The sequence below is a fragment of the Intestinimonas sp. HCP28S3_D6 genome (assembly GCF_052065695.1).
Taxonomy (GTDB): domain Bacteria; phylum Bacillota; class Clostridia; order Oscillospirales; family Oscillospiraceae; genus Intestinimonas.
Genome location: NZ_JBQHTM010000004.1, coordinates 41,332 through 67,335 on the forward strand (window position 1 = coordinate 41,332; position 26,004 = coordinate 67,335).

At 64.6% G+C, this 26,004-nt stretch carries 26 protein-coding genes; 17 read left to right on the plus strand and 9 right to left on the minus strand.

From position 1 onward, the window contains the following. The first annotated feature begins 181 nt into the window (after positions 1 to 181). The gene (locus ACTNBK_RS02365; RefSeq protein ID WP_441143267.1) at positions 182 to 835 is read left to right on the plus strand and encodes a hypothetical protein; all 654 of its coding nucleotides are present in this window, start codon (positions 182 to 184) and stop codon (positions 833 to 835) included. Positions 836 to 851: 16 nt separating this feature from the next. After that, positions 852 to 1,178, plus strand: a complete 327-nt coding sequence (locus tag ACTNBK_RS02370) for an SCP2 sterol-binding domain-containing protein (protein ID WP_441143269.1) — start codon at positions 852 to 854, stop codon at positions 1,176 to 1,178. Between the two features lie 49 nt (positions 1,179 to 1,227). On the opposite strand, the gene ACTNBK_RS02375 is transcribed toward ACTNBK_RS02370, so the two are convergent. From ACTNBK_RS02375 to ACTNBK_RS02405, 7 genes are all read right to left on the minus strand, one after another. Then, on the minus strand, positions 1,228 to 3,147 hold the full coding sequence (locus ACTNBK_RS02375) for a M56 family metallopeptidase (protein WP_441143271.1): 1,920 nt from the start codon (positions 3,145 to 3,147) through the stop codon (positions 1,228 to 1,230). Next, positions 3,134 to 3,529, minus strand: a complete 396-nt coding sequence (locus ACTNBK_RS02380) for a BlaI/MecI/CopY family transcriptional regulator (protein WP_441143273.1) — start codon at positions 3,527 to 3,529, stop codon at positions 3,134 to 3,136. Before ACTNBK_RS02380 ends, ACTNBK_RS02375 begins: the two co-directional genes overlap by 14 nt. 626 nt (positions 3,530 to 4,155) lie before the next feature. Beyond that, positions 4,156 to 5,151 (minus strand): ABC transporter permease, encoded by a 996-nt coding sequence (locus ACTNBK_RS02385; protein ID WP_441143275.1) that lies wholly within the window; start codon positions 5,149 to 5,151, stop codon positions 4,156 to 4,158. Beyond that, entirely contained in the window at positions 5,148 to 6,236 is a 1,089-nt protein-coding gene (locus ACTNBK_RS02390; protein WP_441143277.1) for an ABC transporter permease, read from the minus strand. Before ACTNBK_RS02390 ends, ACTNBK_RS02385 begins: the two co-directional genes overlap by 4 nt. Next, positions 6,229 to 7,824, minus strand: coding sequence for an ABC transporter ATP-binding protein (locus ACTNBK_RS02395; RefSeq protein WP_441143279.1), 1,596 nt, complete (start codon positions 7,822 to 7,824; stop codon positions 6,229 to 6,231). The genes ACTNBK_RS02390 and ACTNBK_RS02395 overlap by 8 nt, the downstream gene beginning before the upstream one ends. A gap of 131 nt (positions 7,825 to 7,955) precedes the next feature. Further along, a complete protein-coding gene (locus ACTNBK_RS02400; protein WP_441143281.1) occupies positions 7,956 to 9,221 on the minus strand; it encodes a BMP family ABC transporter substrate-binding protein in 1,266 nt (421 codons plus the stop codon). A gap of 494 nt (positions 9,222 to 9,715) precedes the next feature. Then, positions 9,716 to 10,291 (minus strand): xanthine phosphoribosyltransferase, encoded by a 576-nt coding sequence (locus ACTNBK_RS02405; RefSeq protein ID WP_441143283.1) that lies wholly within the window; start codon positions 10,289 to 10,291, stop codon positions 9,716 to 9,718. Between the two features lie 283 nt (positions 10,292 to 10,574). On the opposite strand from ACTNBK_RS02405, the gene ACTNBK_RS02410 reads away from it, so the two are divergent. Continuing rightward, complete coding sequence (locus ACTNBK_RS02410) at positions 10,575 to 12,239, plus strand: S-layer homology domain-containing protein (RefSeq protein ID WP_441143285.1); 1,665 nt, start codon at positions 10,575 to 10,577, stop codon at positions 12,237 to 12,239. 40 nt (positions 12,240 to 12,279) lie between these two features. Further along, positions 12,280 to 13,152: a YitT family protein gene (locus ACTNBK_RS02415; protein ID WP_441143287.1), complete on the plus strand. Its 873-nt coding sequence runs from the start codon at positions 12,280 to 12,282 to the stop codon at positions 13,150 to 13,152. A gap of 63 nt (positions 13,153 to 13,215) precedes the next feature. Here ACTNBK_RS02415 and ACTNBK_RS02420 read toward each other — a convergent pair whose 3' ends face one another. Both ACTNBK_RS02420 and ACTNBK_RS02425 read right to left on the minus strand, forming a co-directional pair. Then, positions 13,216 to 14,154: a bacteriohemerythrin gene (locus tag ACTNBK_RS02420; protein ID WP_441143289.1), complete on the minus strand. Its 939-nt coding sequence runs from the start codon at positions 14,152 to 14,154 to the stop codon at positions 13,216 to 13,218. Between the two features lie 273 nt (positions 14,155 to 14,427). Next, positions 14,428 to 15,141, minus strand: coding sequence for a hypothetical protein (locus tag ACTNBK_RS02425; RefSeq protein ID WP_441143291.1), 714 nt, complete (start codon positions 15,139 to 15,141; stop codon positions 14,428 to 14,430). 219 nt (positions 15,142 to 15,360) lie between these two features. Here ACTNBK_RS02425 and ACTNBK_RS02430 point away from each other — a divergent pair, with 219 nt between their 5' ends. From ACTNBK_RS02430 to ACTNBK_RS02490, 13 genes are all read left to right on the plus strand, one after another. Then, positions 15,361 to 16,158 carry a ParB/RepB/Spo0J family partition protein gene (locus tag ACTNBK_RS02430; protein WP_441143293.1) on the plus strand — a complete coding sequence of 266 codons (798 nt, stop codon included), beginning with the start codon at positions 15,361 to 15,363 and terminating at the stop codon, positions 16,156 to 16,158. 271 nt (positions 16,159 to 16,429) lie between these two features. Further along, the gene (locus ACTNBK_RS02435) at positions 16,430 to 17,200 is read left to right on the plus strand and encodes a ParA family protein (protein ID WP_441143295.1); all 771 of its coding nucleotides are present in this window, start codon (positions 16,430 to 16,432) and stop codon (positions 17,198 to 17,200) included. 40 nt (positions 17,201 to 17,240) lie between these two features. Then, on the plus strand, positions 17,241 to 18,128 hold the full coding sequence (locus tag ACTNBK_RS02440) for a ParB/RepB/Spo0J family partition protein (RefSeq protein ID WP_294514559.1): 888 nt from the start codon (positions 17,241 to 17,243) through the stop codon (positions 18,126 to 18,128). Continuing rightward, entirely contained in the window at positions 18,125 to 18,694 is a 570-nt protein-coding gene (locus ACTNBK_RS02445) for a hypothetical protein (RefSeq protein ID WP_441143298.1), read from the plus strand. The genes ACTNBK_RS02440 and ACTNBK_RS02445 overlap by 4 nt, the downstream gene beginning before the upstream one ends. A 319-nt stretch (positions 18,695 to 19,013) precedes the next feature. Continuing rightward, positions 19,014 to 20,315: a serine--tRNA ligase gene (gene serS, locus ACTNBK_RS02450; protein WP_441143300.1), complete on the plus strand. Its 1,302-nt coding sequence runs from the start codon at positions 19,014 to 19,016 to the stop codon at positions 20,313 to 20,315. Further along, positions 20,312 to 20,530 (plus strand): hypothetical protein, encoded by a 219-nt coding sequence (locus ACTNBK_RS02455; protein WP_441143302.1) that lies wholly within the window; start codon positions 20,312 to 20,314, stop codon positions 20,528 to 20,530. Before serS ends, ACTNBK_RS02455 begins: the two co-directional genes overlap by 4 nt. Positions 20,531 to 20,568: 38 nt before the next feature. Continuing rightward, positions 20,569 to 21,516, plus strand: a complete 948-nt coding sequence (locus ACTNBK_RS02460) for an S-layer homology domain-containing protein (RefSeq protein ID WP_441143304.1) — start codon at positions 20,569 to 20,571, stop codon at positions 21,514 to 21,516. Positions 21,517 to 21,540: 24 nt separating this feature from the next. Then, positions 21,541 to 23,097 (plus strand): WG repeat-containing protein, encoded by a 1,557-nt coding sequence (locus ACTNBK_RS02465; protein ID WP_441143306.1) that lies wholly within the window; start codon positions 21,541 to 21,543, stop codon positions 23,095 to 23,097. A 32-nt stretch (positions 23,098 to 23,129) separates the two neighbouring features. After that, positions 23,130 to 23,543 carry a large-conductance mechanosensitive channel protein MscL gene (gene mscL, locus ACTNBK_RS02470; RefSeq protein WP_441143371.1) on the plus strand — a complete coding sequence of 138 codons (414 nt, stop codon included), beginning with the start codon at positions 23,130 to 23,132 and terminating at the stop codon, positions 23,541 to 23,543. A 2-nt stretch (positions 23,544 to 23,545) separates the two neighbouring features. Beyond that, the gene (locus ACTNBK_RS02475; RefSeq protein ID WP_441143308.1) at positions 23,546 to 23,890 is read left to right on the plus strand and encodes a hypothetical protein; all 345 of its coding nucleotides are present in this window, start codon (positions 23,546 to 23,548) and stop codon (positions 23,888 to 23,890) included. A 1-nt stretch (position 23,891) separates the two neighbouring features. Beyond that, a complete protein-coding gene (gene rsmG, locus ACTNBK_RS02480; protein ID WP_441143310.1) occupies positions 23,892 to 24,599 on the plus strand; it encodes a 16S rRNA (guanine(527)-N(7))-methyltransferase RsmG in 708 nt (235 codons plus the stop codon). Between the two features lie 147 nt (positions 24,600 to 24,746). After that, positions 24,747 to 25,487, plus strand: a complete 741-nt coding sequence (minD, locus tag ACTNBK_RS02485; RefSeq protein ID WP_441143312.1) for a septum site-determining protein MinD — start codon at positions 24,747 to 24,749, stop codon at positions 25,485 to 25,487. Positions 25,488 to 25,542: 55 nt separating this feature from the next. Further along, on the plus strand, positions 25,543 to 25,959 hold the full coding sequence (locus ACTNBK_RS02490) for a methylglyoxal synthase (protein ID WP_441143314.1): 417 nt from the start codon (positions 25,543 to 25,545) through the stop codon (positions 25,957 to 25,959). The last annotated feature ends 45 nt before the right edge of the window (positions 25,960 to 26,004 follow it).

A 26,004-nucleotide genomic window follows, 5' to 3' on the forward strand; every position in this document is an offset into this window, starting at 1 on the left:
TATCCTCTTTCCTTTTGGCAGGGGCCGGACGTCAGGAGCAGGCGTCCGGTTTTTGCTGTTTTGGGGAACTTCGGGAAAAGGTGCCCTTTCCCCTTGAGCATTGTGGGAAAATAAGGTACAATCATCCTGATGAAGGGTCCGCCGCGCGCGGGCTCGCAACAGAGGAAAAGGGGTGGCAGACATGATGGGTTTGAGTTCTGTGGGGCTGAGCCACGGCTGGTCCTATGCCTCCGTCTATGTGCAGCAGCCCGGCGCCGCCGGCACGGCGGCCGTCGATCCCGTGGCCCCCGCCCAAACTGGGCCGATGCAGCCGGTACCGGAGGTGGCCCCCGTCCGGCGGGAGACTCCCCAGTGGGAGGTCCGGCTCCCGGAGGCCCGCCAGGGGGCTGACCCGGTGGAGATGGCCGTCCGGGGCCGCATCCAGTACGTGGACCCCGACACCCTTCAGGGGGAGACCGCCGTCCAGGAAACCAAGTCTGCCCAGGAGGTCATGGCGGAGGGCGAGTGCCAGACCTGTAAGGAGCGCAAGTACCAGGACGGCTCCAACGACCCCGGCGTCTCCTACAAGACTCCCACCAACATCGACCCCAGTCAGGCGGCTTCCTCCGTCCGGAGCCATGAGCAGGAGCACGTGACCCGGGAACAGTCTAAGGCACAGCGGGATGGCCGGGAGGTGGTCAGCCAGTCGGTGACCCTCCACACCGCCATCTGTCCCGAGTGCGGCAAGGTCTACGTCTCCGGCGGCACCACCCGCACTTCCACCCGGGCCCAGCAGGCCGCCCAGGCCTATCAGCAGCCGGAGGAGCAGCCCAGTCTCTTCCAGGCGGTGGCATGAGGAAGGAGGACGCCAAATGACATTTGACGCCATGTTTGCCCAGGTCAAAGAGCTCCTCTCTCAGGCCGACGCCAGCGGCATCGGGGAGCACCTGGCCTACCAGTTCAACATCACCGGGGAGGCCCAGGGCACCTTTTATCTGGAGGTAAAGGACGGGCAGCTCCACGTGGAGCCCTACGACTACCGGGACCGGGACGCCCTCTTCACCTGTTCGGCCGAGACCCTCTTCAAAATCGCCTCCGGGCAGTCTGACCCCATGGGGGCGGTCTTCCTGGGCAGACTGAAGGTGGAGGGCAACATCGACAAGGCCCTGAAGCTCAAGTCCCTCCTCCCCTCCAAATAGGATAAGACAAAACCGCGGCGGATGGCTGTCATCCGCCGCGGTTTTTCGTTTACTCGGGCTGAACGCCCGTCCACCAGATCCAGGGGGAGGTGCGGCCGATGTCCTGCTCCAGGGTCAGGGACAGGGTGAGGGTGACGTACCCCTCCAGTTCCCCCGTACCCAGGGCACAGGCGTCGGCGCCGTACTGACCCGTACAGAAGGCCATGGCCCCCTCCGTCCCCCAGATGGGCCGGAAGGCCAGCTCCACCCGGAAGGAGAGGGTGTCTGCCGTCTGGCTGAGGAGGGTAACGCTCCCCACCCGGACGTCGTCGGCCTTGAGGGGGTGGCCGTTGTTGGGAGCGGTGAGAAAGTGTTCGCCGTACCACGCCGCCCACGTCTCCCCCGCCTCCTGGCGGGAGGCCGCCGTATCGTCCTTTACGTTGATATTCATGTCCCAGGGCAGGTTATTGGCCCACATGGCCAGCTGCTCCGTCGTCCAGGTTTCCGGGTCTCCCGGCGGCAGGGTGTTCCAGCTGGGGCTGCTGCCCCGGTCGTGCCACTGGCCGTCTCCGCCGGCCTCACAGATGACACTCACATGGTACTGGAGGAGCACATAGCCGGCGAAGTTCCCGGTGCCCCGTGGGACGCCACCCCGGAAGAGGGGCTCCACCGCCTGGATGCCCCCCGCGGGCTGGATGGCCAGGGTCACCCAGGTGTCGGCGTAGCGGTTTTTCGAATCGTCCACCACATAGGTGTAGACCCCGTCGTCCTCCCTGGCGCCCCCCAGGATACCGTTGCCCTTGCCGTAAAAGACATTGGGCACCACCCACACGTCGCTGGCCTTCCAGGGGTTCCCCTCCGGGAGGGCGTAGAACTGCTGGCCGTAGGCCGACATCCAGCGGATGAGGACCTCGGCCTCATAGGAGCGCCGGCCGCCGGTCCAGTCGAAATCGGGGATGGTGACGGCGGTGGGGTCCAGGGCGGCCGCGGTGAGGCCGGGATCGGGCCGGACCTGCCGGGGCAGGTAGTCGTTGCCGCTCTGGGCGGCGGTGGTGAAAGCCGCTGTCCCCACCAGCAGGGACAGGGCCAGGGTCAGGGCCACCGCCAGCCTGGAGATCTTTTTGGGGCTTGTCATAGAGGTCACCCTTTCCATCAGTTCTTGTTTCCCCGCCCCCATGGAGGTGGCGGAGAGGAGGAGCCCGCCGGGGTGGGCGGCCTGGGCGGCCAGGGCCACCAGGGTGCGGCCGTAGGGGATGCACTCCCCGGCCCCCAGGCGTTTGACCGCCGCCGCGTCACAGGCCAATTCACAGTCCCGGCGGGAGAGGACGGCGGCCGCCCACACCAGGGGGTGGAACCACCACAGGGTGAGGCAGATCCCCCGGAGGAGAGCCCAGAAATTGTCCCCGTGGGCGCGGTGGCACAGCTCGTGGGTGAGGGCGTGGCGGCAGGCCGCGGGGTCGTCGGCCACGCTGGGCGGTAAATAGATGGCCGGGCGGAAGAGCCCCGCCAGGCAGGGTCCCGGCAGGTCCGCCACCACATACACCGGCACCGGAACGGAACCGTCCGGCCGGGCACAGGGGACCCGGTCCCGGCGCAGGCGGCGGTAGAGCCGCACATTCCCCACCAGGAACCAGCCTCCCACGGCGGCGGCGCCGGTGAGCCACAGGGCAAAACACACCTGCCCCACAGTAAGGGCGGGGGCGGTCTCCACCGTCTCCGGCGGCGTGTAGGTCTGGGCCGGGGCACTCTCCCCCTCCGGCTGTTCCTCCGGCAGGGTCTGCACGGTCTGGGCCACCGGCGTGGGGGCCAGCTCCTCCGCCAACCGGGCGGGCCACACCGCCAGCCGACCCGGCACCAGCAGGCGCAGGGCCACCAGCAGCCACAGGGCGTACCGGCCCAGGGCGGGGATGCGCCGCCCCAGGGTATGGCGCAGGAGGAGCACGGCCAGGATCACCGCCGTGGCCCACAGCAGGTGCTCAGGGACGGTCACGGCCGCTCCCCCCTTCCGCCCGGTCCAGGATGTCCATGAGGGTGCGGACGTCCTCCTCGGAGAGCCCTTTGGCGTCCACCATGGTGCTCACCAGACCGCCCAGGCTCCCCGCAAAGACCCGGTCCAGAAAGCGCTGGGCCTCCTGCCGCCGGGCCTCCTGCCGGGGACAGGCGGGCTCGTACACCCTGGCCCGGCCCTCTTCGTGGTAGGTCACCGCCCCCTTCTTCTCCATGCGGTTGAGGAAGGAGATCACCGTGTGCTTGCCCCACCCGGTCTCCCCCTCCAGCGCCGCCGTCAGCTGGGCGATGGTCTGGCCGCCATGGTCCCACAGGGCCTCCATCACCCGCCACTCCGACGCCGTCAGACTGATGGGCGCTTCCATACGCTCCACCTCCTTGGTAAGTATTTGTCTACCTGGAGCATAGCACAGAGGTAGACAGTTGTCAACCTATTGGGGGGGAGGTTTTGAGGGCCACTCTTCAAACCACACCACGTCGCAGAAGAGGTAATACCAGTCAGCGGCGCCACGCCCCCACACCCACCCGCGCAGGCGGCGAAAAAAGTGGAGATAGAACCACGGCTTGTCCCTGTTCCACCGGCGGAGTCACCTGTGGACGGTGCTGGTCCACAGCGGGGGCGTAAAGACGGGCCGCCGGATTCCTATTTGGAGCCACTCAACCCGCACGGGAGCCCCTTTTTCTTTGGATTCCAAAAACCGTTCTTTTTCCAGCAGGGAAGCGAAACGGGTTTTGAACCGTCTCCCCCGTCCTTGCACATCACAGAATGGTTCATGGTCCGGGGCGTGGTTTGGAGCGCAATCAGGGGCCCCGGGAAAGCGCGCAGCGCTTTTCTGGGGAGAGGAGGGGCAAGGGAGCGAAGCGAGACCTGGCCGTCAGGCCGGGGTGAGCGGTGCGGACTTTGCCCCGACGACGTCGCGCCCCACAAACAGCGCAGTACCGCTATAAAAACGAAGCGGTCCGCCGATTGGCGGACCGCTTTCTCGTTTCCTTATCTGTCTTCTCTGAAGTAAGCGTTGCCCAGGGACGCAGGAGGTTGATTTTCCCGCTTCTTGCGCATGCTGACGGCCACCAGAACGATGACGGTGACCACATAGGGCAGGATTTTGTAGAGCTGGCTGGGGATAAAGGGGAGCTGAAGGCGCATGTAGAGGATCATGAGGGCGCCGAAGAGGATGGAGCCCCAGATGGCGTTGAGGGGCCGCCACAGGCAGAAGATGACCAGCGCCACGGCCAGCCAGCCCTCGCCGGAGAGGCCCTCGTGGTTCCACACGCAGCCGGCGATGGTCATGATGTAGACCATGCCGCCGATGGCCGAGATGCCGCCGCCGATGACGGTGGCCAGATACTTGTAGCGGGTGATGTTGATGCCGGCGGCGTCGGCGGTGGCGGGGGACTCGCCCACGGAGCGCAGGTGGAGCCCGGCCCGGCTGCGGGTGAGGAACCAGGCCATGGCCACGGCGATGACCACCCCCACATAGACGAAGATGTTATAGCCGAAGATCAGGGGCCCCACCACGGGCAGCCCCCTCAGGGCCGCCGGGAAGGGGGAATTGGCAAAGACGTCCTTAAGGGCGTTGCTGATGGCCACGTAGCCGCCGGCGCTCACCCGCATGTACTCGCCGATGAACTGTCCGGCGCCGGTGCCGAAGATGGCCAGGGCCAGGCCGGTGACGTTCTGGTTGGCCCGGAGGGAGATGGTGAGGAAGGCGTAGATGAGGGCGCCGAAGGCTCCGGCCAGGAAGGCGAAGAGGATGGCCAGCACCACGGCCACGATGCCGTTGGCGCTCCCGCCGGCGGCCTGCTCGTAGTAGAAGGCCGCCCCCAGGCCCAGGGCGCCGCCCATGTACATCATGCCCTCCACGCCCAGGTTCAGATTGCCCGCCTTTTCCGACAGGATCTCGCCCACGGTGCCGAAGAGGAGAGGCGTGCCGTTGAGGACGGCGGCGCTGATGAGAAGGACCAGGAAGCTCTGATTGATGCTCATGCGCCGGTCACCTCCTTGTGGTGACCCCGGAGGATCACCCGGTAATTGATGAAGAACTCACAGCCCAGCATGCAGAAGAGGACCACGCCGGTGATGATGTCGGAGATGGAAGCGGGCACCTGCATCTGGGTCTGGAGGGTGTCGGCGCCCTTCTCCAGCACGGCCAGGAGGGCGGAGATGCCCACCATGGCGAAGGGGTTGAGCTGAGCCAGCCACGCCACGGTGATGGCGGTGAAGCCCACCCCGGCGGCCACCCCGGAGTGGAGGGTGTTGTCGGCGCCGGAGGAGACGATGAAGCCCACCAGGCCGGACACCGCCCCCGAAAGGAACATGGTCCGCATGACGATGCGCCCCACGTTCATGCCGGCGTAGCGGGCGGTATTCTCGCTCTCGCCCACCACGGCGATCTCATAGCCCTGCTTGGTGTACTTCATGTAGAAGTACATGAGGACGGTGAGGGCCAGCACGATGATCCAGCCGCAGTGGACCCCCAGCACCTTGGGGAGGACGCCGGCGGAGTCGTACTGGGGGATGATCTGGGAGCCGGGCCGGCCCTCCCAGGGTCCGCCCTGGAGCCAGTTGACAATGCCAATGGCGATGTAGTTCATCATGAGGGTGAAAAGGGTCTCGTTGGTGCCCCACCGGGTCTTGAAGAAGGCGGGGATCAGGGCCCAGATGCCGCCGAACACGGCCCCGGCGATGGCCATGACCACCAACAGCACCGGCCCAGGCAGCCTGTCGGCCCAGAAGAGGGCGAAGTAGGCGGCCCCCACGGCGCCGGCGGTGATCTGGCCCTCGGCGCCGATGTTCCAGAACTTCATCTTGAAGCAGGGGGTGATGGCCAGGGCGGTGCCCAGCAGGGGGATGGCGATGCGCACCGTCTGGCGGATGGCCGTCTTTTTGCCCAGGGAGCCGGTGAGGATGGTGCCGTAGGCCGAGATGGGGTTATTCCCGATGAGGAGAAAGACGACGGCGCCGATGAGGATGGCCACCACGAAGGCGGCCGCCCGGATGGCCCACATCTTTCCCCGGGACATGCCGTCCCGCTTGGCCAGCCGGATGAGGGGGGTATTGGCTTCATGCATGGTCTTCCGCCTCCTTTCCGCCGCCTACGTGGGTCATGAGGAGACCCACTTCCTCCTTGGTGGCGGTGCGGCCGTCCACCACCCCGGAGACCCGGCCTCCGCAGAGGACCAGGATGCGGTCACACAGCTCCAGCAGCACGTCCAGGTCCTCGCCCACCATGAGGACGGCCACCCCCTTCATCTTCTGCTCGTTGAGGAGGCGGTAGATGGTGTAGGAGGAGTTGATGTCCAGGCCCCGGACGGGGTAGGCCGTCATGAGTACCGTGGGGCTGGAGGCGATCTCCCGGCCCACCAGCACCTTCTGTACGTTGCCGCCGGAGAGCCGCCGCACCGGGGTGTTCACCCCGGGGGTGACGATCTCCAGCTCGTCGATGAGCTTCTCGGCCAGGGCCTTGGGAGGCTTCCGGTCCACGAAGGGACCGGGGTGCTCCTTGTAGGTCTTGAGCATCATGTTGTCCACCATGCCCATGCCCCCCACCAGGCCCATGCCCAGCCGGTCCTCAGGCACAAAGGCCAGGGAGACGCCGATCTTCTGGATCTGGGTGGGGGTCTTCCCCACCAGCTCCTCCCCCGCCTTGTCTACCGGCACGTGCTTGCCGGCAATGTCGCTCTTGGGGTGGGGCGGATAGTAGAAGATGTGGCCCGACTCCGCCTTCTGGAGCCCGGCGATGGCCTCCAGCAGCTCCTTCTGGCCCGAGCCGGCGATGCCGGCGATGCCCAGGATCTCGCCGCCCATGGCCTGGAAGCTCACGTCGGTGAGGGCGGGCACCCCGTCGCTGCCCAGGCAGTTGAGGCCCTTCACCTCCAGCCGCAGGTCGTGGTACTTGGCCTCCGGCCGGTCGATGTTCAGGCTCACCGCGTGGCCCACCATCATCTCGGTGAGCTTCTGGGGGTCGGTGTCGGCGGTGTTCACCGTGCCGATGTACTTGCCCTTGCGCAGCACCGCCACCTTGTCCGATATGGCCATGACCTCGTGGAGCTTGTGGGTGATGATGACGATGGCCTTGCCGTCGGCCTTCATGGCCCGCAGGATGTCGAAGAGGCGTTCGGTCTCCTGGGGGGTGAGCACCGCCGTGGGCTCGTCCAGGATGAGGATGTCGGCCCCCCGGTAGAGGACCTTGACGATCTCCACCGTCTGCTTCTCCGACACCGACATGTCGTAGATCTTCTTGTCCGGGTCGATGCCGAAGCCGTACCGGTCGCTGATCTCCCGCACCTTGCGGGCGATCTCCTTCCGGTCCAGCTTCTTTCCGTCGTGGAGGCCCAGGACGATGTTCTCGGCGGCGGTGAACACGTCCACCAGCTTGTAGTGCTGGTGGATCATGCCGATGCCGTGGTCGTAGGCGTCCTTGGGGGAGCGGATGGCGATGGGCTTCCCCTCCATGAGGATCTCGCCCTCGTCGGGCAGGTAGATTCCCGCCAGCATATTCATCAGCGTGGTCTTGCCGCTGCCGTTCTCCCCCAGCAGGGAGAGGATCTCCCCCCGGTCCAGGGCCAGGTCGATGTGGTCGTTGGCCACCACCTTGGCGCCGAAGCGCTTGGTGATGCCCCGCAGCTCAATGGCGTGGACAGTTTCCAAGGCTGTCATCCTTTCTCCCGTCTCCGTGACGGCCGTTTCTCGATTCCATTATACCGGAGGCCAATGGCCGGGGCAAGCCCCCGGAAAAAACGGGAGGACCGCCGGGACGGCGGTCCTCCCTTCTGCGCGCGGTATGACGCTTAATAAGCCTCGTTGACCCACTCGATGCCGTCGATCTTGGCGGTGAAGTAGGGGGCGGACTGGAAGTAGGACTCGTGGAAAGCGCCGTCAAACACGGCCTCCTCAGAGTCGGCCACGAAGTCGCCGTCGGTGTCGATGGCCATGCAGGAGGTCATCTCGGCGCCGTCCACGGTGAAGGTGGAGGTGTCAAAGACCTGGAGGGTGCCGTCGTGGATCTGCTGCTCCACCTCGGCCAGCTTCTCAGCGGTGCCGGCGGCGGCGATGTCCTCGTTGAGGGGAGTCATGACCACGGCGCCCATGTCCATGCCGTGGCACCAATCCTGGTCGAACTCCTCGCCGTTGGCCACGGCCTCGATGGCGTACTCAAAGTAGATGGACCAGTCGATGCGGGTGCCGATGAGGGAGGCCTCGGGGGCGATGGAGATCATGTCGTTGTTGTAGCCGGTGTGGAAGGCGCCGGCGGCCTGGGCGGCGGTGGCGGGGGTGGTGTTGTCGGAGTGCTGGGAGATCATGATGCAGCCCTCATCGCACAGGGCCTGGGCGGCGTTGCCCTCGGCGGTGGCGTCGGACCAGGAGCCCACGAAGTTGACCTTCATGGTCACGCTGGGGCACACGCTCTTGGCGCCCAGGTAGTAGGCGGTAAAGCCGGAGATCACCTCGGCGAAGGAGTAGGCGCCCACGTAGCCGATGACGGCCTGCTCGGGGGTAATCTCGCCGTTGTCGATCATCTCCTGCATCTTCATGCCGGCCACCACGCCGGCCAGGTAGCGGCCCTCATAGATGTTGGCAAAGGCGTTGTGGGTGTTGGGCAGGTCGTCCACGGCGGAGGCCTGGTTGGTGCAGGAGATGAACTGGATGTCGGGGTAGTCGGGGGCCACCTTCAGCATGTACTCCTCAAAGCCGAAGGAGTTGTTGATGATGAGCTGGCAGCCCTCCTCGGCCAGCTCGATGTTGGCCTCCTCGCAGGAGGAGTCCTCACCGATATTCCACTTCACGCTCCACTCCACGTTGATGCCCTTGGCGGCCAGGGCCTCGGTAGCGGCCTCCTGGCCGCGGATGAAGTTGTAGGTGTAGCCCTGGTCGTTCTCGTCGCCGATGCAGATGAGGCCCACCTTCACGGTCTTGGCGCCGTCGGTCTCCACGGGGGTGGTCTCGGCGGTGCCGGAGTCGGCGGGGGTGGTCTCGGTGCTGCCGCCGCCGGAGCAGGCGGCCAGGCCGAAGATCATGGACCCGGCCAGGAGCATGGCAAGGATGCGCTTCTTCATGATTCATTGTCCTCCTCAAAAATATGTTTGACACCCAAAAACGCAAAACGGCTGTCACAGCCGGGGTATCCGATGGAGAATACGTACCGCGGCGGGACAGCCGAAAGGCGATCCGCTCATCCCGGCAGGAGGGATTTGAACCCTCCCGCTCGGCTGCGGCAGCATGCTGGGAACCTATGTAATGAAAAAAGAATCGGTGAGCAAGGGACAGCAGCATTTTTTGCGGGGCGCGGCTTCCCAGATGCGCCCTCATTCGGCGGCGTCAGTCGCAGAACTCGATGCTGCCGTCGTCTCCCATGGACTTGACTCTCGCTAAGGATCTCCCAAAGCGGCCCGGCCGCTTTGGGTACCCATTGGATCAAACATGCTCGGCGGGAGTGAATCCCGCCTGCGCCAAGATTCCGCCTCCGGCGGAATGCTTGTGCGGCGTTACCGCCGCCCCGCGCTGCGGGGCCCCAGTGGAATCCCTGGCTCCGCCACGGTTTCAATCAACTTTAGTCGCAGAATTCAATACTTCCATCGTCCCCCATGGACTTGACCCTCGCCAGGGATTCCACCCGGACGCCCATGCTGCGGATGAGGTTGCCGCCGGGCTGGAAGGCCTTCTCCACGCAGATGCCGGCGCCCACCAGCTCCGCGCCCGCGTCCCGGACCAGGTTGACGAGGCCCTGGAGAGCAGAGCCGTTGGCCAGGAAGTCGTCGATGAGGAGCACCCGGTCGGTGGGGAGCAAAAACTCCTTGGACACGATGATGTCATAGACCTTGCCGTGGGTGAAGGACTCCACCTTGGAGGTGTACACGTCGCCGGCGATGTTCTTGGTCTTGTTCTTCTTGGCAAAGATCACCGGGCAACCAAAAAACTGCGCAGTCACACACGCGATCCCGATCCCCGATGCCTCGATGGTCAAAATCTTGGTGACTCCGCAGTCGCCGTACAGCCGGTAAAACTCCTTGCCGATCTCCTGAAAGAGGGCCACATCCATCTGGTGGTTGAGAAAGCTGTCCACCTTGAGCACGTCTCCGCCCCTGATCTTGCCGTCTTTTCGGATACGTTCCTCCAGAAGTTTCATTGGGCCACTCCTCCATCTTTATGAATTTGATTTCGATTCTATTCTACATGAAAATATCACTCCATTCAATCACGCAAAATGTCACAAAAAACCCCACCCCTTCCCCGACCTTTTGACGAAAACCACAGCATTTCTATTTCCGTTTTGTGGAATTTCCACAGAGTTCCACCGGGGAAAACCGACCTTTTCCAAGGCTATCCATTGTTTTTCCAGTCTTACCCTGATACAATAAAGGCGCAGTTTCCCTTTCCTTTTCACCCGCGTTGAATGGAGGTACTTACCCATGATCCTTCGGCGTCTGGCCGCACTTTCCCTGTGTCTGGTCTTTCTGTGTTCCCTGTCCGCCTCGGCCCTGGCGGTGGAGTTCCCCGACGTCTCCCCCGAGCACTGGGCCTACAATGATATCCAGCAGGCCTCCGACTACGGCCTCATCCAGGGCCTGGACGACGGCACCTTCCGGCCCGAGGAGCGGCTCAACCGGGCCAGCTTCGTCACCATCCTCCAGCGGATGTTCGGCTGGGAGAGCGTGACCCCGGCCACCCCCTCCTTTACCGACATCTCCCCCGACGACTGGTACTACGCCGCCGCCGAGACCGCCCTGGCCCACGGGGTGGTGGACGCCGGCGACCTCTTCCAGCCCCTGGCCTACATCACCCGGGAGGACATGGCCGTCATGCTGGTCCGGGCCCTGGGCTACGAGACCCTGGCGGGCGACATCGCCCCCACCGCCACCTCCTTCCCCGACGTCACCGACCACGCCGGCCACATCGCCCTGGCCGCCGCCTTCGGCCTCACCACCGGCGTGGAGGTGGACGGCCAGCTCCTCTTCCAGCCCGACGCCTTCGCCACCCGGGGCCAGGCCGCCGCCATGCTCAACCGGGTCTACCAGCGGATGCAGTCCAAGGTGGACTTCCTCACCGGCTTCTACGCCTTCTCCTCCTACTCCCAGATCTCCCTTACCGCCGACATGGACACCGTCTGCCTGGGCTGGGCCCGGATGGAGTGGAGCGACGCCGGACCCGTCCTCAACTCCTCCAAGACCAACGGCAACGACTGGGTGAAGCCCGCCGATTCCTCCACCGCCACCGACTATTTCCGGGGCAATGACACCCCCTACAACCTGAACGTCTACGCCGACACCACCCAGAACGTCACCCTCCCCGACGGCTCCGCCACCAGCGTGCTGGAGAAGGTCCTCCCCGACCCCGCCGCCCGGAGCCAGGCCGTCTCCGCCATCGCCTCGGCCAGCGCCGACTACGCCGGCATTGTCATCGACTTTGAGGGCCTGCGCACCGACCTCCTCAAGGCCGACTTCGTCACCTTCCTCACCGAGCTGCGCGCCGCCCTGCCGGCGGGCAAGTCCCTCTATGTCTGCGTCCCCCCCGACGACTGGTACAAGGGCTACGACTACCGGGCCATCGGCGAGGTGTGCGACAAGGTCATCCTCATGGCCCACGACTACCAGTGGACCAGCGTGCCGGCGGGCTACGTGGGCACCAAGGCCCCCGACTCCCCGGTGACCCCCTTCCCCAGCATCTACCGGGCCCTGTCCGCCATCACCGACCCGGCCACCGGCGTCCAGGACAAGAGCAAGATCGTCCTCCAGATCTCCTTTGCCGCCGTGGGCTTTGAGGTGGACCAGAGCGGCCTGCTGGCCGACACCACCATCTACCGCCCCGCCCCCGACACCGTGGCCAAGCGCCTGGCCCAGGCGGGCACCGTGGTGACCTACGACGAGAGCGACCGCAACCCCTCCGCCCTCTACACCACCGAGGAGGGCATGACCGTCCGGCTGTGGTACGAGGATGCCCGCAGCGTGGCCGACAAGCTCACCCTGGCCCGGATGATGGGCATTACCGGCGTCTCCGTGTGGCGGCTGGGCAACGTGCCCGCCTACAGCGACATCCCCAACTACAACGCCTGGTCCGCCATCCTGGCCCAGCGCTGACCCCGTCTCCATCCACATCCACGACAGGAGCTGAACGAACATGCCGCAGCAAAGCTGGCTGACCAAGAAAAACATCCAGGAGTTCCTCTTCATGACCCTGGGCATCACCCTGGTGTCGGTGGGCGTCTACTTCTTCAAGTTCCCCAACCACTTCTCCATCGGCGGCGTGTCCGGCCTGGCCATCGTCCTGGCTGAGCTCATCCCCGTGCCCTGGCTCACGGCGTCGGTCTACAACGGCGTCATCAACATCCTCTTCCTCCTGCTGGGCTTCCTCCTGTTGGACAAGGGCTTCGGCTTCCGCACCGTCTACTGTTCCATCCTATACTCCCTGGAGGTCCAGGTCTTTGAGTGGCTTTTCCCCATGTCGGGACCCCTCACCGACCAGCTCATCCTGGAGCTCTTCTTCGCCGTCCTCCTCCCCGCCCTGGGCTCCGGCATCCTCTTCAACCTGGACGCCTCCAGCGGCGGCACCGACATCGCCGCCATGATCCTCAAAAAGTACACCGGCCTGGACGTGGGCATGGCCCTCCTGTGCTCCGACGTCCTCATCGCCGCCTCCGCCCTGGTGGTCTTTGACGTCACCGCCGGATTGTGCTCTCTCCTGGGCCTGGCCTTCAAGTCGGTGCTGGTGGACAGCGTCATCGAGTCCCTCAACCGCCACAAGGCCTTCATGATTATCACCTACCAGCCCCAGATGGTCACCAAATATATCATCGAGACCCTGGGCCGGGGGGCCACCGTCTGGTCCGGCCAGGGGGCCTACACCCACGAAAACCACCAGGTCATCCTCACCGTCCTGGCCCGCCACCAGGCCGTCCTGCTGCGGCGCTACCTCAAGCAGAACGACCCCCACGCCTTCATGATCGTCACCAACTCCAGCGAGATCTTCGGCAAGGGTTTTCTCCGGGCGTGACCTCCGGGCATGCAAAAAGACCTTCCCCACGGGGAAGGTCTTTTTTTGTGTCTTTTGCTTTTTTTAGGCTCCCACGCTCAGGTCGAAGGACTCGGCCTGGGCGGCGATGTCGGTCTCGGTGGCCACGAAGAACTTGCCCTTGCTGCTGTCGAAGAGCAGGGAGAGCTTGGGGATGTGCTTGGCATAGCGCTCCTGGAGCTGGGCCTGGGTGAGGAAATGGTTCTCCACAAAGACCATCTCGGCGTCCCCCTCTACAAAGCGGCTGCCCACCGTGCGCCAGAAGTTGGCGCTGAAGATCTCCATGGTGGACATGATGAGGGCCTCCATGCCCTGGAGCTGGGAGCCGTACACCGCCTCGGCCGCCGCCGCCAGGAAGCTGTTCTCCAGCCCCGCCAGCACCGTCACCTTCTGATCTCCCCGGCGGTAGGTGAGCTCCTGGCTGATGGACGGCCCAAAGGGGGCTCCGGCGTAGTTGGGGTTGATGAGCCTGGTGCGTACATCCATGTTGAGGGTAGAGGCAAAGATGGCGTTGAACTCCTGTTCCACCACCTGGGCGTTGATCTTGGTCAGCCGGGGCTTGCCTAGGGTCCCTTTTCCCACGATGGCCAGGTCCGCCGTGGAGACATGCTCCACCAGCCAGCCGATGCCCTTACCCACGAAGTCCAACACTTCCTCCCGGCTGCACATCTCCTGCTCCACCATCTTCTCATACCCCTGCAGGGTGGTGGCCATAAACTCGTCGTGGAGCTGCTTGTGGATGCCGTAGTCGGCGTAGCCGATCCGCCGCATGTAGACCTCCTCCCGGATGGCATGCTCATCAAAATAGCCCCGCAGATAGCGCACGCCCTCCCGCAGAACAAACAGCCGCACCTTAAAATCCGCAATGCCCTTGGGGTCCTGCACCTTGTCCAGCAGCCGCCCCGCGATGGCAAACAGCTGCTTGTGGTCGTGGTCGAACTCCTCAATCCCCATCTCGTGGTCCTTGTTCCACTTGATCTCCATGGATCGCGCTCTCCTTTCTCGTGGATATGGGTTCGGCTCACCCCTCCCCCATTCGCTGTTTCACGTTTTTTTCTGTTAACGTTCTCGCTGTTCGTTTTATTGCAGGCAAACCAACAATCTTTTATTTAATAATGATTTTTATTATCATATCATGCCGATCGGTTTCTTGCAATTTTTTCTTTACGTCATAATATACTTTTTTACGCGCTTTTTTCATTGCAAAAAAGACTGCCCTCCGGAGGGCAGTCTTTTTGAGGCGTGGGCCGATTCGGCTCAGGTGACGCTTCGGGATGGACACCCCATCGGCATTTGCTCCTTCCGCCGGGCAGACTTACTGACTCGGAGAAGCAAATAGTTCCCGAAAATCGCCGTGTAGAACAGGATATCCAGGTATTTATCCCCGAATTTGGGGAGGAACAGCACCATAACGTGGATATATATAAGTGCGAAAAACACGTAGGCCAGACGCTGGAGCCGCTTCCAGTGGACGGCCTTCATGCGGGTGTGGACACACCGGAAGGAGGTGGCCATTAAAGGGAGCATGAGGGCGATCATGACCAGGGAGAGAACGGCGGCGGCAACGGTCTGGGGCTTCATGTCCCAGGGGTTGGTGAACAGATGAACGAAGTGCTTCAGGCCGTAGATGATGTTGTGGCCCAGGGTGAGGATACAGGCCAGGATGGACAACTGGCCCCGCACCCCCATCAGGGTGCGCACCACGGGCCGCCGCCCGTCCAGGGCGCCGGTGTACATCACCACCACGAACATGGCGGTGGAGAGGGCGCCCCGCTTGAAGAGGTTTACCACATATCGGGTGACCCACTCCGGGGCCAGGTCCCGGATGCCGGCCTGATAGTAGACCACCTCGGCGATTACAATGAACACCGCCAGGGCGTAAAAAGCGCCTGGATGCTTTTTGATGGCCCCATGACAGCACAGGACGAAGATAATGGTCAGGGCAAGGGAGACCAGGATATAGGGATACATGCCATTCCTCCTTTTTCTTTGCGGATCTATTTTGGTTAGCTTTTGCTAACCGTTTTGGAGTATAGACGATCTCCTACAATAAGTCAAGTATTTTTTATTTTCTCTCCTTTTCTGGAACCTTTTCCGCCTCCCGGGAAATTTTCCTCTCTCGACGGCTTTCCCCTTCCTTCTCCCTAAAACATGGTAAAATATGGGTGGTACGAAGGAGGTGGAGCGGTAATGGCGCTCTTTCGCAGGCGGGAGGGTCTTTTTGAGTCGGGCCGTGTGCTGTGGCTGCCGGTGGAATCCCTACAGCCCAACCCGGACCAGCCCCGGCAGTACTTTGCCCCTGAGGGTCTGGCAGAACTGGCCGAGAGCATCAAGGTCCACGGCATCCTCCAGCCCCTGTCCGTCCGCCGGACCGGCTCCGGCTTCGTGCTGGTGTCGGGAGAGCGGCGGCTCCGGGCCGCCAAGCTGGCCGGGCTCCGGGAGGTGCCCTGCATCGTGGTGGAGGTGGACGAGGTGTCCTCCTCCCTGCTGGCGCTGGTGGAAAACCTCCAGCGCCGGGACCTGGACTTCTGGGAGGAGGCCCAGGCCCTGGACAAGCTCATCCGAACCTACCACCTGTCCCAGGAGGAGGCCGCCCGCCGCATTGGGAAATCCCAGTCGGCGGTGGCCAATAAGCTGCGGCTGCTAAAGCTCTCTCCGGCGCTATTGGAGAAGCTGCGCGCCGCGGGGCTCACCGAGCGCCACGCCCGTGCCCTGCTGCGGCTGGAGGACGACCAAACCCGGTCGGCCGCCCTGGACCACATCATCGCCGGCGGGCTGACGGTGGCCCAGACCGAGGCCTATGTGGAATCCCTCCTCCACCCGGCCCCCGCCAAGCGGAAACCCACCTACCTCATCCGGGACGTTCGGCTCTTCCTCAACACGGTGAGCCGGGCCATGAAGGTGATGCAGGGGGCGGGCATCCCGGCCCAGTACGACCGCCAGGACACCGACGACGCCGTCCTTCTTACCATCCGCATTCCCAAGTGACTGTTTCACGTGAAACACATCCACCGGCACTTTGCCGCTGTTTCACGTGAAACGATCCCTCATTGGACCCTTTCCTTCCCATTTTTTCCAGGCGCCTTCTTTTGGACAGGATGTTTCACGTGAAACATCCTGGTTTTTTTGTCCCTTTTTCCGCCGTCTCCGACCATTTGTTTCACGTGAAACATGGATTCCCTGTTGAATTACCGTTCAGAGGGCATTATAATGGTAGGGCACAAAGAATCCAAGAAGGAAGAAGAAACCGAGGTGTCCCATGGGAAAAACCATTGCCATTGTCAACCAGAAGGGCGGCGTCGGTAAGACAACCACCTGCGTCAACCTGGCCGCCGCCCTGAAGGAGCTGGGCCAGCGCGTCCTCATCTGCGACTTCGACCCCCAGGCCAACACAACTTCCGGCTTTGGAGTGGACAAGACCACCGCCTCCCCCTCCATCTACGACGTCCTCATCGACGGCGCCGACTGCCGGAAGGCCATCGTTCCCACCCAGTGGGCCGACGTGATCCCCGCCAACAAGGCTCTGGCCGGCGCCACCGTGGAGATGATCGGCATTGACCACCGGGAGTACCTGCTGAAAAACGCTCTGGAGCCCTTCCGGGAGGAGTACGACTATATCTTCATCGACTGCCCCCCCTCCCTGGAGCTGCTCACCCTCAACGCCCTGTGCGCCGCCGACACCGTCATGGTCCCCGTCCAGTGCGAGTACTACGCCCTGGAGGGTCTCAGCGACCTCCTGTCCACCATCCGCATTGTCAAGCGGTCTCTCAACCCCGCCATCGATCTGGAGGGCGTGGTCCTCACCATGTACGACGGCCGTACCAACCTGTCCATGCAGGTGGCCGAGGAGGTCAAACGCCACTTCCCCGGCAAGGTGTACGCCACCGTCATCCCCCGGAACGTGCGGCTCTCCGAGGCCCCCAGCCACGGCAAGCCGGTGACCGCCTACGACAATCTGTCCCGGGGCTCCGAGGCCTATCGCGCCCTGGCCGGCGAGCTGCTGGAAAAGAGCGCCGCCGCGGTGGGCTGACCCTCTCCCTTTGGTAAAATCCCCATGAAGGAGTGATCCTATGTCATTAGAACGCGGCCTGGGCAAGGGCCTGGGCGCCCTGCTGGGGGACGCCGCCCTTCAAACCCAGGAAGGCGGCTCCGTCTCCCTCCCCATCGCCCAGGTGGAACCGGGCCTGAAGCAGCCCCGGAAGCGCTTTGACCCGGAGACCCTGGCCGACCTGGCCGAATCCATCCGCACCCACGGCATCATCCAGCCCCTCACCGTCCGGCGGCTGGGCTCCGGCTACTATCAGATCATCGCCGGAGAGCGCCGCTGGCGGGCGGCCAAGCTGGCGGGCCTCTCCGAAGTCCCCGCCGTCATCATCGAGGCCGACGACCGGAAGGTCATGGAGCTGGGCCTCATCGAGAACCTCCAGCGGGAGGACCTGAACCCCATGGAAGAGGCCCTGGGCTACCAGGCCCTTGTCCAGGAGTACGGCCTCACCCAGGAGGAGGCCGCCCAGCAGGTGGGCAAGTCCCGCCCCGCCGTGGCCAACGCCCTGCGGCTCCTCTCCCTCCCCGACGCCATCCGGGCTCTGCTGGAGGAGGGCAAGCTCTCCGCCGGCCACGGCCGGGCCCTGCTGACGGTGCCCGACAGCACCTTGCAGAAAAAGCTGGCCCAGAAGGTGGTCCAGGAGGGGTTGTCCGTCCGGCAGACCGAGGCCATGGCCAAACGCCTGGCCCAGGCCGGCGCCGAGGCCCAGGAGGCCGCCGCCAAGGCGGCCGACCCCATGAAGCTCTACCGGGACGCTGCCGCCAAGGAGCTGTCGCAGCGCTGGGGGCGGAAGGTGTCCATCACCAAGGGGCCCAAAAAGGGCAAGGTGGAGTTTGAATTCTACAACGACGAGGACCTCACTGAGCTGCTGGATAAGCTGGAACAGTCCGTGAAGGGAGGTCCCGATCTGTGAGTCAGACCCCCGAGCAAAACCATTCCCAGGAGGAGGACAACATCCCCCTCCAGCACGCTGCCGAGCATGAGCGACCCAAAAAACAGCAATCAGTGCTCATTTACCTGGTGATTCTCTTTGCCGCCGCCTTTCTCCTCATGGCCCTGAGCTATTTTATGCAGCGCCGCACCAGCGATGCCACCATTGCGGGCTTGCGCGGGGAGTCGGTGTCCGCCATGCAGTCGATAGAGGACATCCAGGAGGAGAACGAGACCCTCAAGCAGCAGGTGGCCGATCTGGAGGCCCGGCTGGAGGAGGCCCAGAAGGAGGCCGACGACGCCCAGGCCCAGGCCGACGCCCTGACTGAGGCCCAGGACCGGCTCACCCGGGCCATGGATCTCTTCTGGCAGATCGACGAGGCCTATGTCCGGGGGCGCTACTCCCTGTGCCGGACGCTCATCGCCCAGATGGAGGACACCACCCAGGGCAGTGCCCTGAAGGAATCCCTCCCGACCGAGACCACCACCGACACCGACCGCTTCTCCCCCGCCGACCGCTACCAGGAGATCTATGACGCGGTGATGTGAGGCACCAAAACCGTTTGCTCAGAACAGGAAGGTTTTGCGGGCGGATGGTATCCGCCCCTACCCCCAGTCATCCTAAGCGCAAAAAAAGGGCCTGCGCACACCCAACGTGGCGGACTTTGCCCAATGGGGCCCCCGCGCGAGCCCAGCGCAGCGGGTCGCGTGGGGAGAGGAGGGGCAGCGGAGCGAGCGAGCTTTCGTGTATACACGGAACCGAGGGATACGCAGCTTGCCCCGACGAAGTTTCACGTGAAACATCGGGCGGCGAAACACCGCCCGGTAATTTGATAAATTACCTGAAAAAGAAAGGTTGAGAACAGCCATGCTGGACATCAAGTTTATCCGGGAGAACCCCGAAGCCGTGAAGGAAAACATCAAGAAGAAATTCCAGGACGCCAAGCTGCCCCTGGTGGACCAGGTGCTGGAGCTGGACGCTGAGAACCGCCAGACCATCCAGGAGGCCCAGGACCTGCGCACCGCCCGCAACGCCAAGAGCAAGCAGGTGGGCGTGCTCATGGGCCAGTCCAAGAAGGACCCCTCCAAGCTGGCCGAGGCCGAGAAGCTCAAGGACGAGGTCAAGGCCGACGCCGACCGTCTGGCCTATCTGGAGACACGGGAGTCCGAGCTGGCCGAGCAGATCCGCCACATCATGCTCCAGATCCCCAACATCATCGACCCCTCCGTGCCCATCGGCCCCGACGACTCCTGCAACGTGGAGGTCCAGCGCTTCGGCGAGCCCGTGACCCCCGACTTTGAGATCCCCTATCACACCCAGATCATGGAGTCCTTCAACGGCATCGACATGGACGCCGCCGGCCGGGTGTCCGGCAACGGCTTCTATTATCTGATGGGCGACATCGCCCGGCTCCACGAGGCCGTGCTGGCCTACGCCCGCGACTTCATGATCAACAAGGGCTTCACCTTCTGCGTGCCCCCCTTCATGATCCACGGCAACGTGGTGGAGGGCGTCATGAGCCAGACCGAGATGGACGCCATGATGTACAAGATCGAGGGCGAGGACCTCTACCTCATCGGCACCTCCGAGCACTCCATGATCGGCAAGTTCATCGACCAGATCATCCCTGAGGAGTCCCTCCCCCAGACCCTCACCTCCTACTCCCCCTGCTTCCGTAAGGAGAAGGGCGCCCACGGCATCGAGGAGCGGGGCGTCTACCGCATCCACCAGTTCGAGAAGCAGGAGATGGTGGTGGTCTGCAAGCCCGAGGACTCCATGAAGTGGTACGAGCAGATGTGGCGCTACTCCGTGGAGCTCTTCCGCTCCATGGACATCCCTGTCCGGCAGCTGGAGTGCTGCTCCGGCGACCTGGCCGACCTGAAGGTCAAGTCCTGCGACATCGAGGCCTGGTCCCCCCGCCAGCAGAAGTACTTTGAGGTCTGCTCCTGCTCCAACCTCGGCGACGCCCAGGCCCGCCGCCTGAAGATGCGGGTCAAGGGCGAGAAGGGCACCTACCTGCCCCACACCCTCAACAACACCGTGGTGGCGCCCCCCCGTATGCTCATCGCCTTCCTGGAGAACAACCTCCAGGCCGACGGCAGCGTGAAGATTCCCGCCGTGCTCCAGCCCTACATGGGCGGCACCGCCCTGCTGGTGCCCAAGAAATGAGACGGCCCGCCGCCGCCCTGCTGACTCTGGTGCTCACAGCGGCGGTGAGCACGGCGATGCTCGCCGCCGCCCCTCGGCTCACTTCCACCCCGGAGGAGCGGGCTATTCAGGCCCTCAATCAGCGCTACGGCCTGGATGATCCAGCGGACACAGAGCTCCAGCTGTATCTGGAAAACCTGCTTCATGGGGACGTGGGCTGGTCCATTCAGCCATGACCCCTTCCCCGCCCGCACATGAAAAGAGAGGAATCTGAATGAAAACCCGTCTCTTGCCCCTGTCCCTTGCCCTTACCACCCTGCTGGTCCTTCCGGCCGGCGCCTTTTCCGACGTGCCGGCGGGCGCCTGGTACGCCGACGCCGCCCAGATCTGCGTGGACCGGGGCCTGCTCAAGGGCACTGGGGAGGACACCTTTTCCCCCGACAACGCCGTCACCCTGGCCGAGGTGATGACGGTAGCCGTCCGGCTCCACTACCAGGCCCACGGGGGTACCGGCGACCCGCCTGCCGCCCCCGACAACTGGGGCACCGGCACCCTCACCACCCCCACCGGCGCGGTGCTGCTGGCCTTCAACACCTGCGACCTGGACCGGGGCCTCACCTATCGCTACGATCAGGAGACTCCCCGGCGGCTCCACCTGTACCTCACCGTCAGTCCCGAGGAGCGGGCCGCCCTCACTCCCGCCGGCGGACCTGCCCAGGCCGTGCTCACCCTCAACGGCGTGACCGTGCTCACCGGCGGTCTGGCTCCGGCGGAGGGCAGCGCCAACCGCATGGAGTTTATGGCCGACCCCGGCAGCGACTACACCGCCTTCAACCGGGAGCTGTCCGCCTTCCTCCCCGCCCCGGCCGCGGGGCTGTGGTACCGGGATGCCCTGTGGTACGCCCGGGAGCACGGCATGGTGGACAGCCAGCCCATGGAGGCCTCCTTTGAGGAGCCCGCCGCCCGTCAGGATCTGGCCGAATGGCTGTGCTCCGCCCTGCCCCAATCGGCCCTCACCCCCATCAACACAGTGGATAGCCTGCCCGATTCCATCGACCCGGAGGTGCTGGCCCTCTATCGGGCGGGCATCCTCACCGGCGTCGACAACACCGGCGCCTTTGCCCCCGCGCGCACCCTCAGCCGGGCAGAGCTGGCCGCTGTGCTGGCCCGGGTAGCCGACCCCAGCCTGCGGGTGGTTCTGCCCACCGGCGGGGTTTCCTGATATTTACAGAAAGAGGGGTTTTCTATGAACCACCGCCTGCCCGCCCTGCTGCTGGGCCTCACCCTGACCCTCAACTGCCTGCCCGCCCTGGCGGTCCAGACCCCCTTCAACGACGTGCCCGAGGGGGCCTGGTACGCCCCCGGCCTCAATAAGACCTGTGAGATCGGGCTCATGTCCGGCGTGGGCGGGGACCGCTTCGCCCCTGAGGTCACCCTGACCTACGGGGAGCTGTACGCCGTGTCGGCCCGGCTTCTCCGCTACTACCAGATTGGCTCCACCACCCTGCCCACCGCCCCGGCGGGCTACCGGCAGGGAGAAAATATCCCGGCCTGGGTGCTGGACGCCCTGTGGTACCTGGAGCAGACCGGCGCGGCCGCCGGGGAACTGGCCGAGCTGGGGACGGGGGAGCGCTGGGACCGCCCCGCCACCCGGGAGGATCTGGCTCAATGCCTGTGGGGCAGCGTGGAGTCGGCCCAGGCCCTCTCTGCCGGGGCCTTCCTGGCCTACACCCCCAACCTGACCGAGAAAAACATCGTGGCCTACCTCCCCGACACCGGCGCCGAGAGCGTGCTCAGTCTGTGCCGGATGGGCGTGCTCACCGGCGTGGACAGCCGGGGCACCTATGCCGGGGACCGGACCCTCACCCGGGCCGAGCTGGCCACCGCCCTGGGGCGGCTGCTGGACCCCAACCTGCGGCTCTCCTTCACCCTGGAAACCCACCTGGAGTGGGAGAACTTCACCCTCTCCCCCATCGCCCTGCCTGAGGGCTACCGCATCATCTGGCCCGCCGACCCCGACCCCGCCTGCTACTTCTCCGACGGCATCTACCTCCACATGGACAACGGGGTGGACCTCACCGATGAGCGCAGCTGGACCGGCCACCGGGAGGGTATCCTGGACATGCGGGGCACCTGGGCCCTGGAGCCGGTGTGGCACACCGTCAGCCAGGTGAAGAGCAACGGCATGGCCGACGTGGTCACCGCCTGGCCCGCCCTCATCGCCAAGCAGGTGCTGGTGAAGCAGGTCTCCTCCCCCGTGACCGACGGTACCCTCACCGCCTACCAGGACGCCGCCACCGGCCTGTGGGGCTTCCAGGACGCCGGACAGACGGCGGTCATCCCCGCCCGCTACGCCGTGGGCAGCACGGAGGACCTGGACACCCCCTTCCCCTTCCAGTTCAAGAACGGCTACGCCGTGGTGGGGGCCGCCCAGCCCGGCGGAGGCGTGCTGTGCGGCCTCATCGACGAGGCCGGCAATGAGGTCCTGCCCTGTGTCTATGACAGCCTGGGCCTGGTCTGTGACGGCCTCATCTACTACCGCCAGGGCGGTACGGCGGGCTACTGGAATGTAGCCGCCAAAGCCCCCGCCTTCACCTTCTCCTATACCGACAGCGCCCAGCGGGCCAACCCCTTCTCCGAGGGCCTGTGCTCCTTTGCCGTGGAGGACGGCGGCGTGGGCTACCTGGACAAGACGGGCGAGCTGGCCATCCCCGACCTCTTCGACTGGGCCGGGCCGGTGCTGGAGGGCAAGGCCCTGGTTATCCTGGGTGGACGCCCCTACCAGCTCACGCTGAAGACCTGATACCTGACTACGGAGGACCCATTTTGAAGCACATCAAAGAAAAGACCGGCGGCTTTCTGGCCGAGTTCCGGAAATTCATCGCCCGGGGCAACGTGATGGACCTGGCCGTGGGCGTCATCATCGGCGGCGCCTTCAAGGGCATCACCGACTCCCTGGTGAGCGACATCCTCAACCCCATCCTGGGCATCTTCGCCGGCGGCAACGAGGCCCTCACCGGCCTGAGCATTGCCGTCCCCGGCGGAGGCGCCATCCAACTGGGCAGCTTCATCAACGCCGTGCTCAACTTCCTCATCATGGCCTTTGTCATCTTCTGCCTGGTCAAGGCCATGAACCGCCTCTATCGGAAGAAGGAGGAGGCACCGGCGGCGCCCCCCGCCCCCAGCAAGGAGGAGGTCCTGCTCACCGAGATCCGTGACCTGCTCAAGGCGCAGAAGGAGGAGAGCTGAGCATGGACGACCGCAAGGACCTGCCCCCGGAGGAGCCCCATGAGCCCTATGTCCCCGCCTCCCCCATCAAGCGGACCTGGGCCTGGGTGGCCATCGTGTACGTGGTCATCTGCACGGTGCTCTTCACCTACTACCTGGCCACCGCCCGGGTACTCATCGGCCTGGGCCCCCTGATGCTCTGCCCCGCCCTGGCGGGTCTGGCCGTCACCACGGTACTCCGCTACCGCAGCGGCAGGGCACGGGGCGGACTGGCGGCCTGCATCGCCCTCACCGCCGCCTGTGTGGCCCTGCTGCTCATCAATCTGTACGTGGGGGTCCCCTCCCTGCTACGGAACTTTGGAGGTTAACATGAAGGAACGGTTGGAACAGGGCCTGACCGCCCTGGGGATCACGCCCCCCGCCGGGGCGGTAGACCGGCTGGTGCGGTACGCCCAGCTGCTGCTGGAGCAGAACAAGGTGATGAACCTCACCGCCATCACCGAGCCCGACCAGGTGGCCGACCTCCACTTTCTTGACTCCGCCGGGGTGGCCCTGTGCGCCGACCTGGCGGATAAAAAGCTCATCGACGTGGGCACCGGCGCCGGCTTCCCCGGCATGGTGCTCAAGATCCTGGTGCCCGACCTGGAGCTCACGTTGGTGGACAGCCTGGGCAAGCGGCTGGACTGGCTGAGCACGGTGTGCGCCGACCTGGGCCTCACCGGGGTGACCATCCGCCACGCCCGGGGGGAGGAGCTCTCCCTGGACCCCGCCTTCCGGGACGGGTTCGACTTCGCCACCGCCCGGGCGGTGGCCGATCTGCGGGTGCTGTGCGAGCTGTGCCTGCCCTACGTGAAGCCCGGCGGCCGCTTCCTGGCCATGAAGGCCGTGGACTGCGAGGAGGAGGTCTCCCAGGCCGGGCGGGCGGTGTCGGTGCTGGGCGGGCGGCTGCTGCCCGCCTTCCGCTACCACATCCCCGGCACTGACGTGGACCGCCGGGTGGTGCTGGTGGAGAAGGTCTCCCCCACTCCCAAGGGCTACCCCCGCCGCTGGGCCAAGATGCAGAAATCCCCCCTCTGAGCATTCCCTGCCCTTCGCATCAAAATATTTTATGAATTTGTGCCAAATAGGCTTTGCACTCTGGCAAAAGCGATGATATAATGAGATGCGTGGGTTTAGGTTTTTGACCCAACGTCGTTTCCCCCGGCCGGGGGTAGGAGGTCTGCTATGGGAACCGTCATCGTGGTCACGTCCGGCAAGGGCGGCACCGGGAAGACCTCCCTCACCGGCGGCGTGGCCTCCTGTCTGGCCGCCCTTGGGCAGAAGGTGCTGTGCATCGATCTGGACATCGGCCTGAGGAACCTGGACATCTCCCTGGGCATGACCGACCGGGCCCTCATGGACTTCACCGACGTGGTGGAGGGTCGCTGCTCCCTGGAGCGGGCAGCCGTGGAGCACCCGGTGATCCGGGGTCTCTATCTGCTCACGGCACCGGTCCGTCCCACCCCCTCCTCCATGGACGAGGAGAAAATGAAGGCCATGCTGGGGACGGCACGGAAACAATACGACTATATTCTCATTGACTCCCCCGCCGGACTGGGCAGCGGCTTTCGTCTGGCGGTGTGCGGCGCCGACCGGGCGGTGGTGGTCTCCACCAACGACTCCTCCGCCCTGCGGGACGCCCAGCGCACCGTGGTGGAGCTGGGACGGCAGCTGGACACCATCCATCTGGTGATGAACCGCATCCAGCCCAAGCTGCTCCGCCGCCTGCGCACCACCATCGACGACGCCATGGACGCCGCCGGTCTCCCGCTGCTGGGGGTGGTGCCCGAGGACAGCCAGGTCATGCTGGCCGCCAACACCGGGGAGCCGCTCATTCTGTTCAGCCGCAAGGGGGCAGCCCTGGCCTATCTGAACATCGCCAAACGTCTGATGGGGCAGAGAGTGCCCCTCATGAAGATCCGCTGAAGCGCTCTGACGCTTTTAAAAAATGTTTTTGAGGAAAGAGAGGACTGAGTAAGAGATGAACATCGCACTGATGAGTCACGACAGGAGAAAGGAATTGATGGTGCAGTTCTGCATTGCTTACTGCGGCATCCTCTCCAAGCACACCGTCTGCGCCACCAACACCACGGGCAAGATGGTGGCCGAGGCCACCGGCCTGCCGGTGAACCTCTTCCTGTCCCACGAGCACGGCGGCAGCCAGCAGATCGGCGCCCGCATCGCCTATAACGAGATCGACATGGTCCTCTTTTTCAACGACCCCCAGTCCCACGACCTGGACGCCGACATCGACTACATCACCCGCCTGTGCGACCAGTACAACATCCCCTACGCCACCAACGTGGGCACCGCCGAGATGCTCATCCACGGCCTGGAGCGGGGCGACCTGGACTGGCGCGACATCGTCAGCCCCAAGACCGCTCCTTTCACCGTCTGATTTCCCCACTACCAGTGCGCCCGCCTTTCCCGTCCACGGAAAAGG

What these genes read in the sequence shown, in the direction of transcription:
- ACTNBK_RS02410 (WP_441143285.1), top strand. Translation starts at nt 10,575, where the DNA reads ATGATCCTTCGGCGTCTGGCCGCACTTTCCCTGTGTCTGGTCTTTCTG.
- ACTNBK_RS02390 (WP_441143277.1), bottom strand. Translation starts at nt 6,236, where the DNA reads ATGCATGAAGCCAATACCCCCCTCATCCGGCTGGCCAAGCGGGACGGC.
- ACTNBK_RS02365 (WP_441143267.1), top strand. Translation starts at nt 182, where the DNA reads ATGATGGGTTTGAGTTCTGTGGGGCTGAGCCACGGCTGGTCCTATGCC.
- ACTNBK_RS02415 (WP_441143287.1), top strand. Translation starts at nt 12,280, where the DNA reads ATGCCGCAGCAAAGCTGGCTGACCAAGAAAAACATCCAGGAGTTCCTC.
- ACTNBK_RS02385 (WP_441143275.1), bottom strand. Translation starts at nt 5,151, where the DNA reads ATGAGCATCAATCAGAGCTTCCTGGTCCTTCTCATCAGCGCCGCCGTC.
- minD (WP_441143312.1), top strand. Translation starts at nt 24,747, where the DNA reads ATGGGAACCGTCATCGTGGTCACGTCCGGCAAGGGCGGCACCGGGAAG.
- ACTNBK_RS02405 (WP_441143283.1), bottom strand. Translation starts at nt 10,291, where the DNA reads ATGAAACTTCTGGAGGAACGTATCCGAAAAGACGGCAAGATCAGGGGC.
- ACTNBK_RS02475 (WP_441143308.1), top strand. Translation starts at nt 23,546, where the DNA reads ATGGACGACCGCAAGGACCTGCCCCCGGAGGAGCCCCATGAGCCCTAT.
- ACTNBK_RS02370 (WP_441143269.1), top strand. Translation starts at nt 852, where the DNA reads ATGACATTTGACGCCATGTTTGCCCAGGTCAAAGAGCTCCTCTCTCAG.
- ACTNBK_RS02440 (WP_294514559.1), top strand. Translation starts at nt 17,241, where the DNA reads ATGTCATTAGAACGCGGCCTGGGCAAGGGCCTGGGCGCCCTGCTGGGG.
- ACTNBK_RS02380 (WP_441143273.1), bottom strand. Translation starts at nt 3,529, where the DNA reads ATGGAAGCGCCCATCAGTCTGACGGCGTCGGAGTGGCGGGTGATGGAG.
- ACTNBK_RS02490 (WP_441143314.1), top strand. Translation starts at nt 25,543, where the DNA reads ATGAACATCGCACTGATGAGTCACGACAGGAGAAAGGAATTGATGGTG.
- ACTNBK_RS02425 (WP_441143291.1), bottom strand. Translation starts at nt 15,141, where the DNA reads ATGTATCCCTATATCCTGGTCTCCCTTGCCCTGACCATTATCTTCGTC.
- ACTNBK_RS02455 (WP_441143302.1), top strand. Translation starts at nt 20,312, where the DNA reads ATGAGACGGCCCGCCGCCGCCCTGCTGACTCTGGTGCTCACAGCGGCG.
- ACTNBK_RS02435 (WP_441143295.1), top strand. Translation starts at nt 16,430, where the DNA reads ATGGGAAAAACCATTGCCATTGTCAACCAGAAGGGCGGCGTCGGTAAG.
- ACTNBK_RS02465 (WP_441143306.1), top strand. Translation starts at nt 21,541, where the DNA reads ATGAACCACCGCCTGCCCGCCCTGCTGCTGGGCCTCACCCTGACCCTC.
- ACTNBK_RS02395 (WP_441143279.1), bottom strand. Translation starts at nt 7,824, where the DNA reads ATGACAGCCTTGGAAACTGTCCACGCCATTGAGCTGCGGGGCATCACC.
- ACTNBK_RS02460 (WP_441143304.1), top strand. Translation starts at nt 20,569, where the DNA reads ATGAAAACCCGTCTCTTGCCCCTGTCCCTTGCCCTTACCACCCTGCTG.
- serS (WP_441143300.1), top strand. Translation starts at nt 19,014, where the DNA reads ATGCTGGACATCAAGTTTATCCGGGAGAACCCCGAAGCCGTGAAGGAA.
- ACTNBK_RS02420 (WP_441143289.1), bottom strand. Translation starts at nt 14,154, where the DNA reads ATGGAGATCAAGTGGAACAAGGACCACGAGATGGGGATTGAGGAGTTC.
- ACTNBK_RS02430 (WP_441143293.1), top strand. Translation starts at nt 15,361, where the DNA reads ATGGCGCTCTTTCGCAGGCGGGAGGGTCTTTTTGAGTCGGGCCGTGTG.
- ACTNBK_RS02400 (WP_441143281.1), bottom strand. Translation starts at nt 9,221, where the DNA reads ATGAAGAAGCGCATCCTTGCCATGCTCCTGGCCGGGTCCATGATCTTC.
- rsmG (WP_441143310.1), top strand. Translation starts at nt 23,892, where the DNA reads ATGAAGGAACGGTTGGAACAGGGCCTGACCGCCCTGGGGATCACGCCC.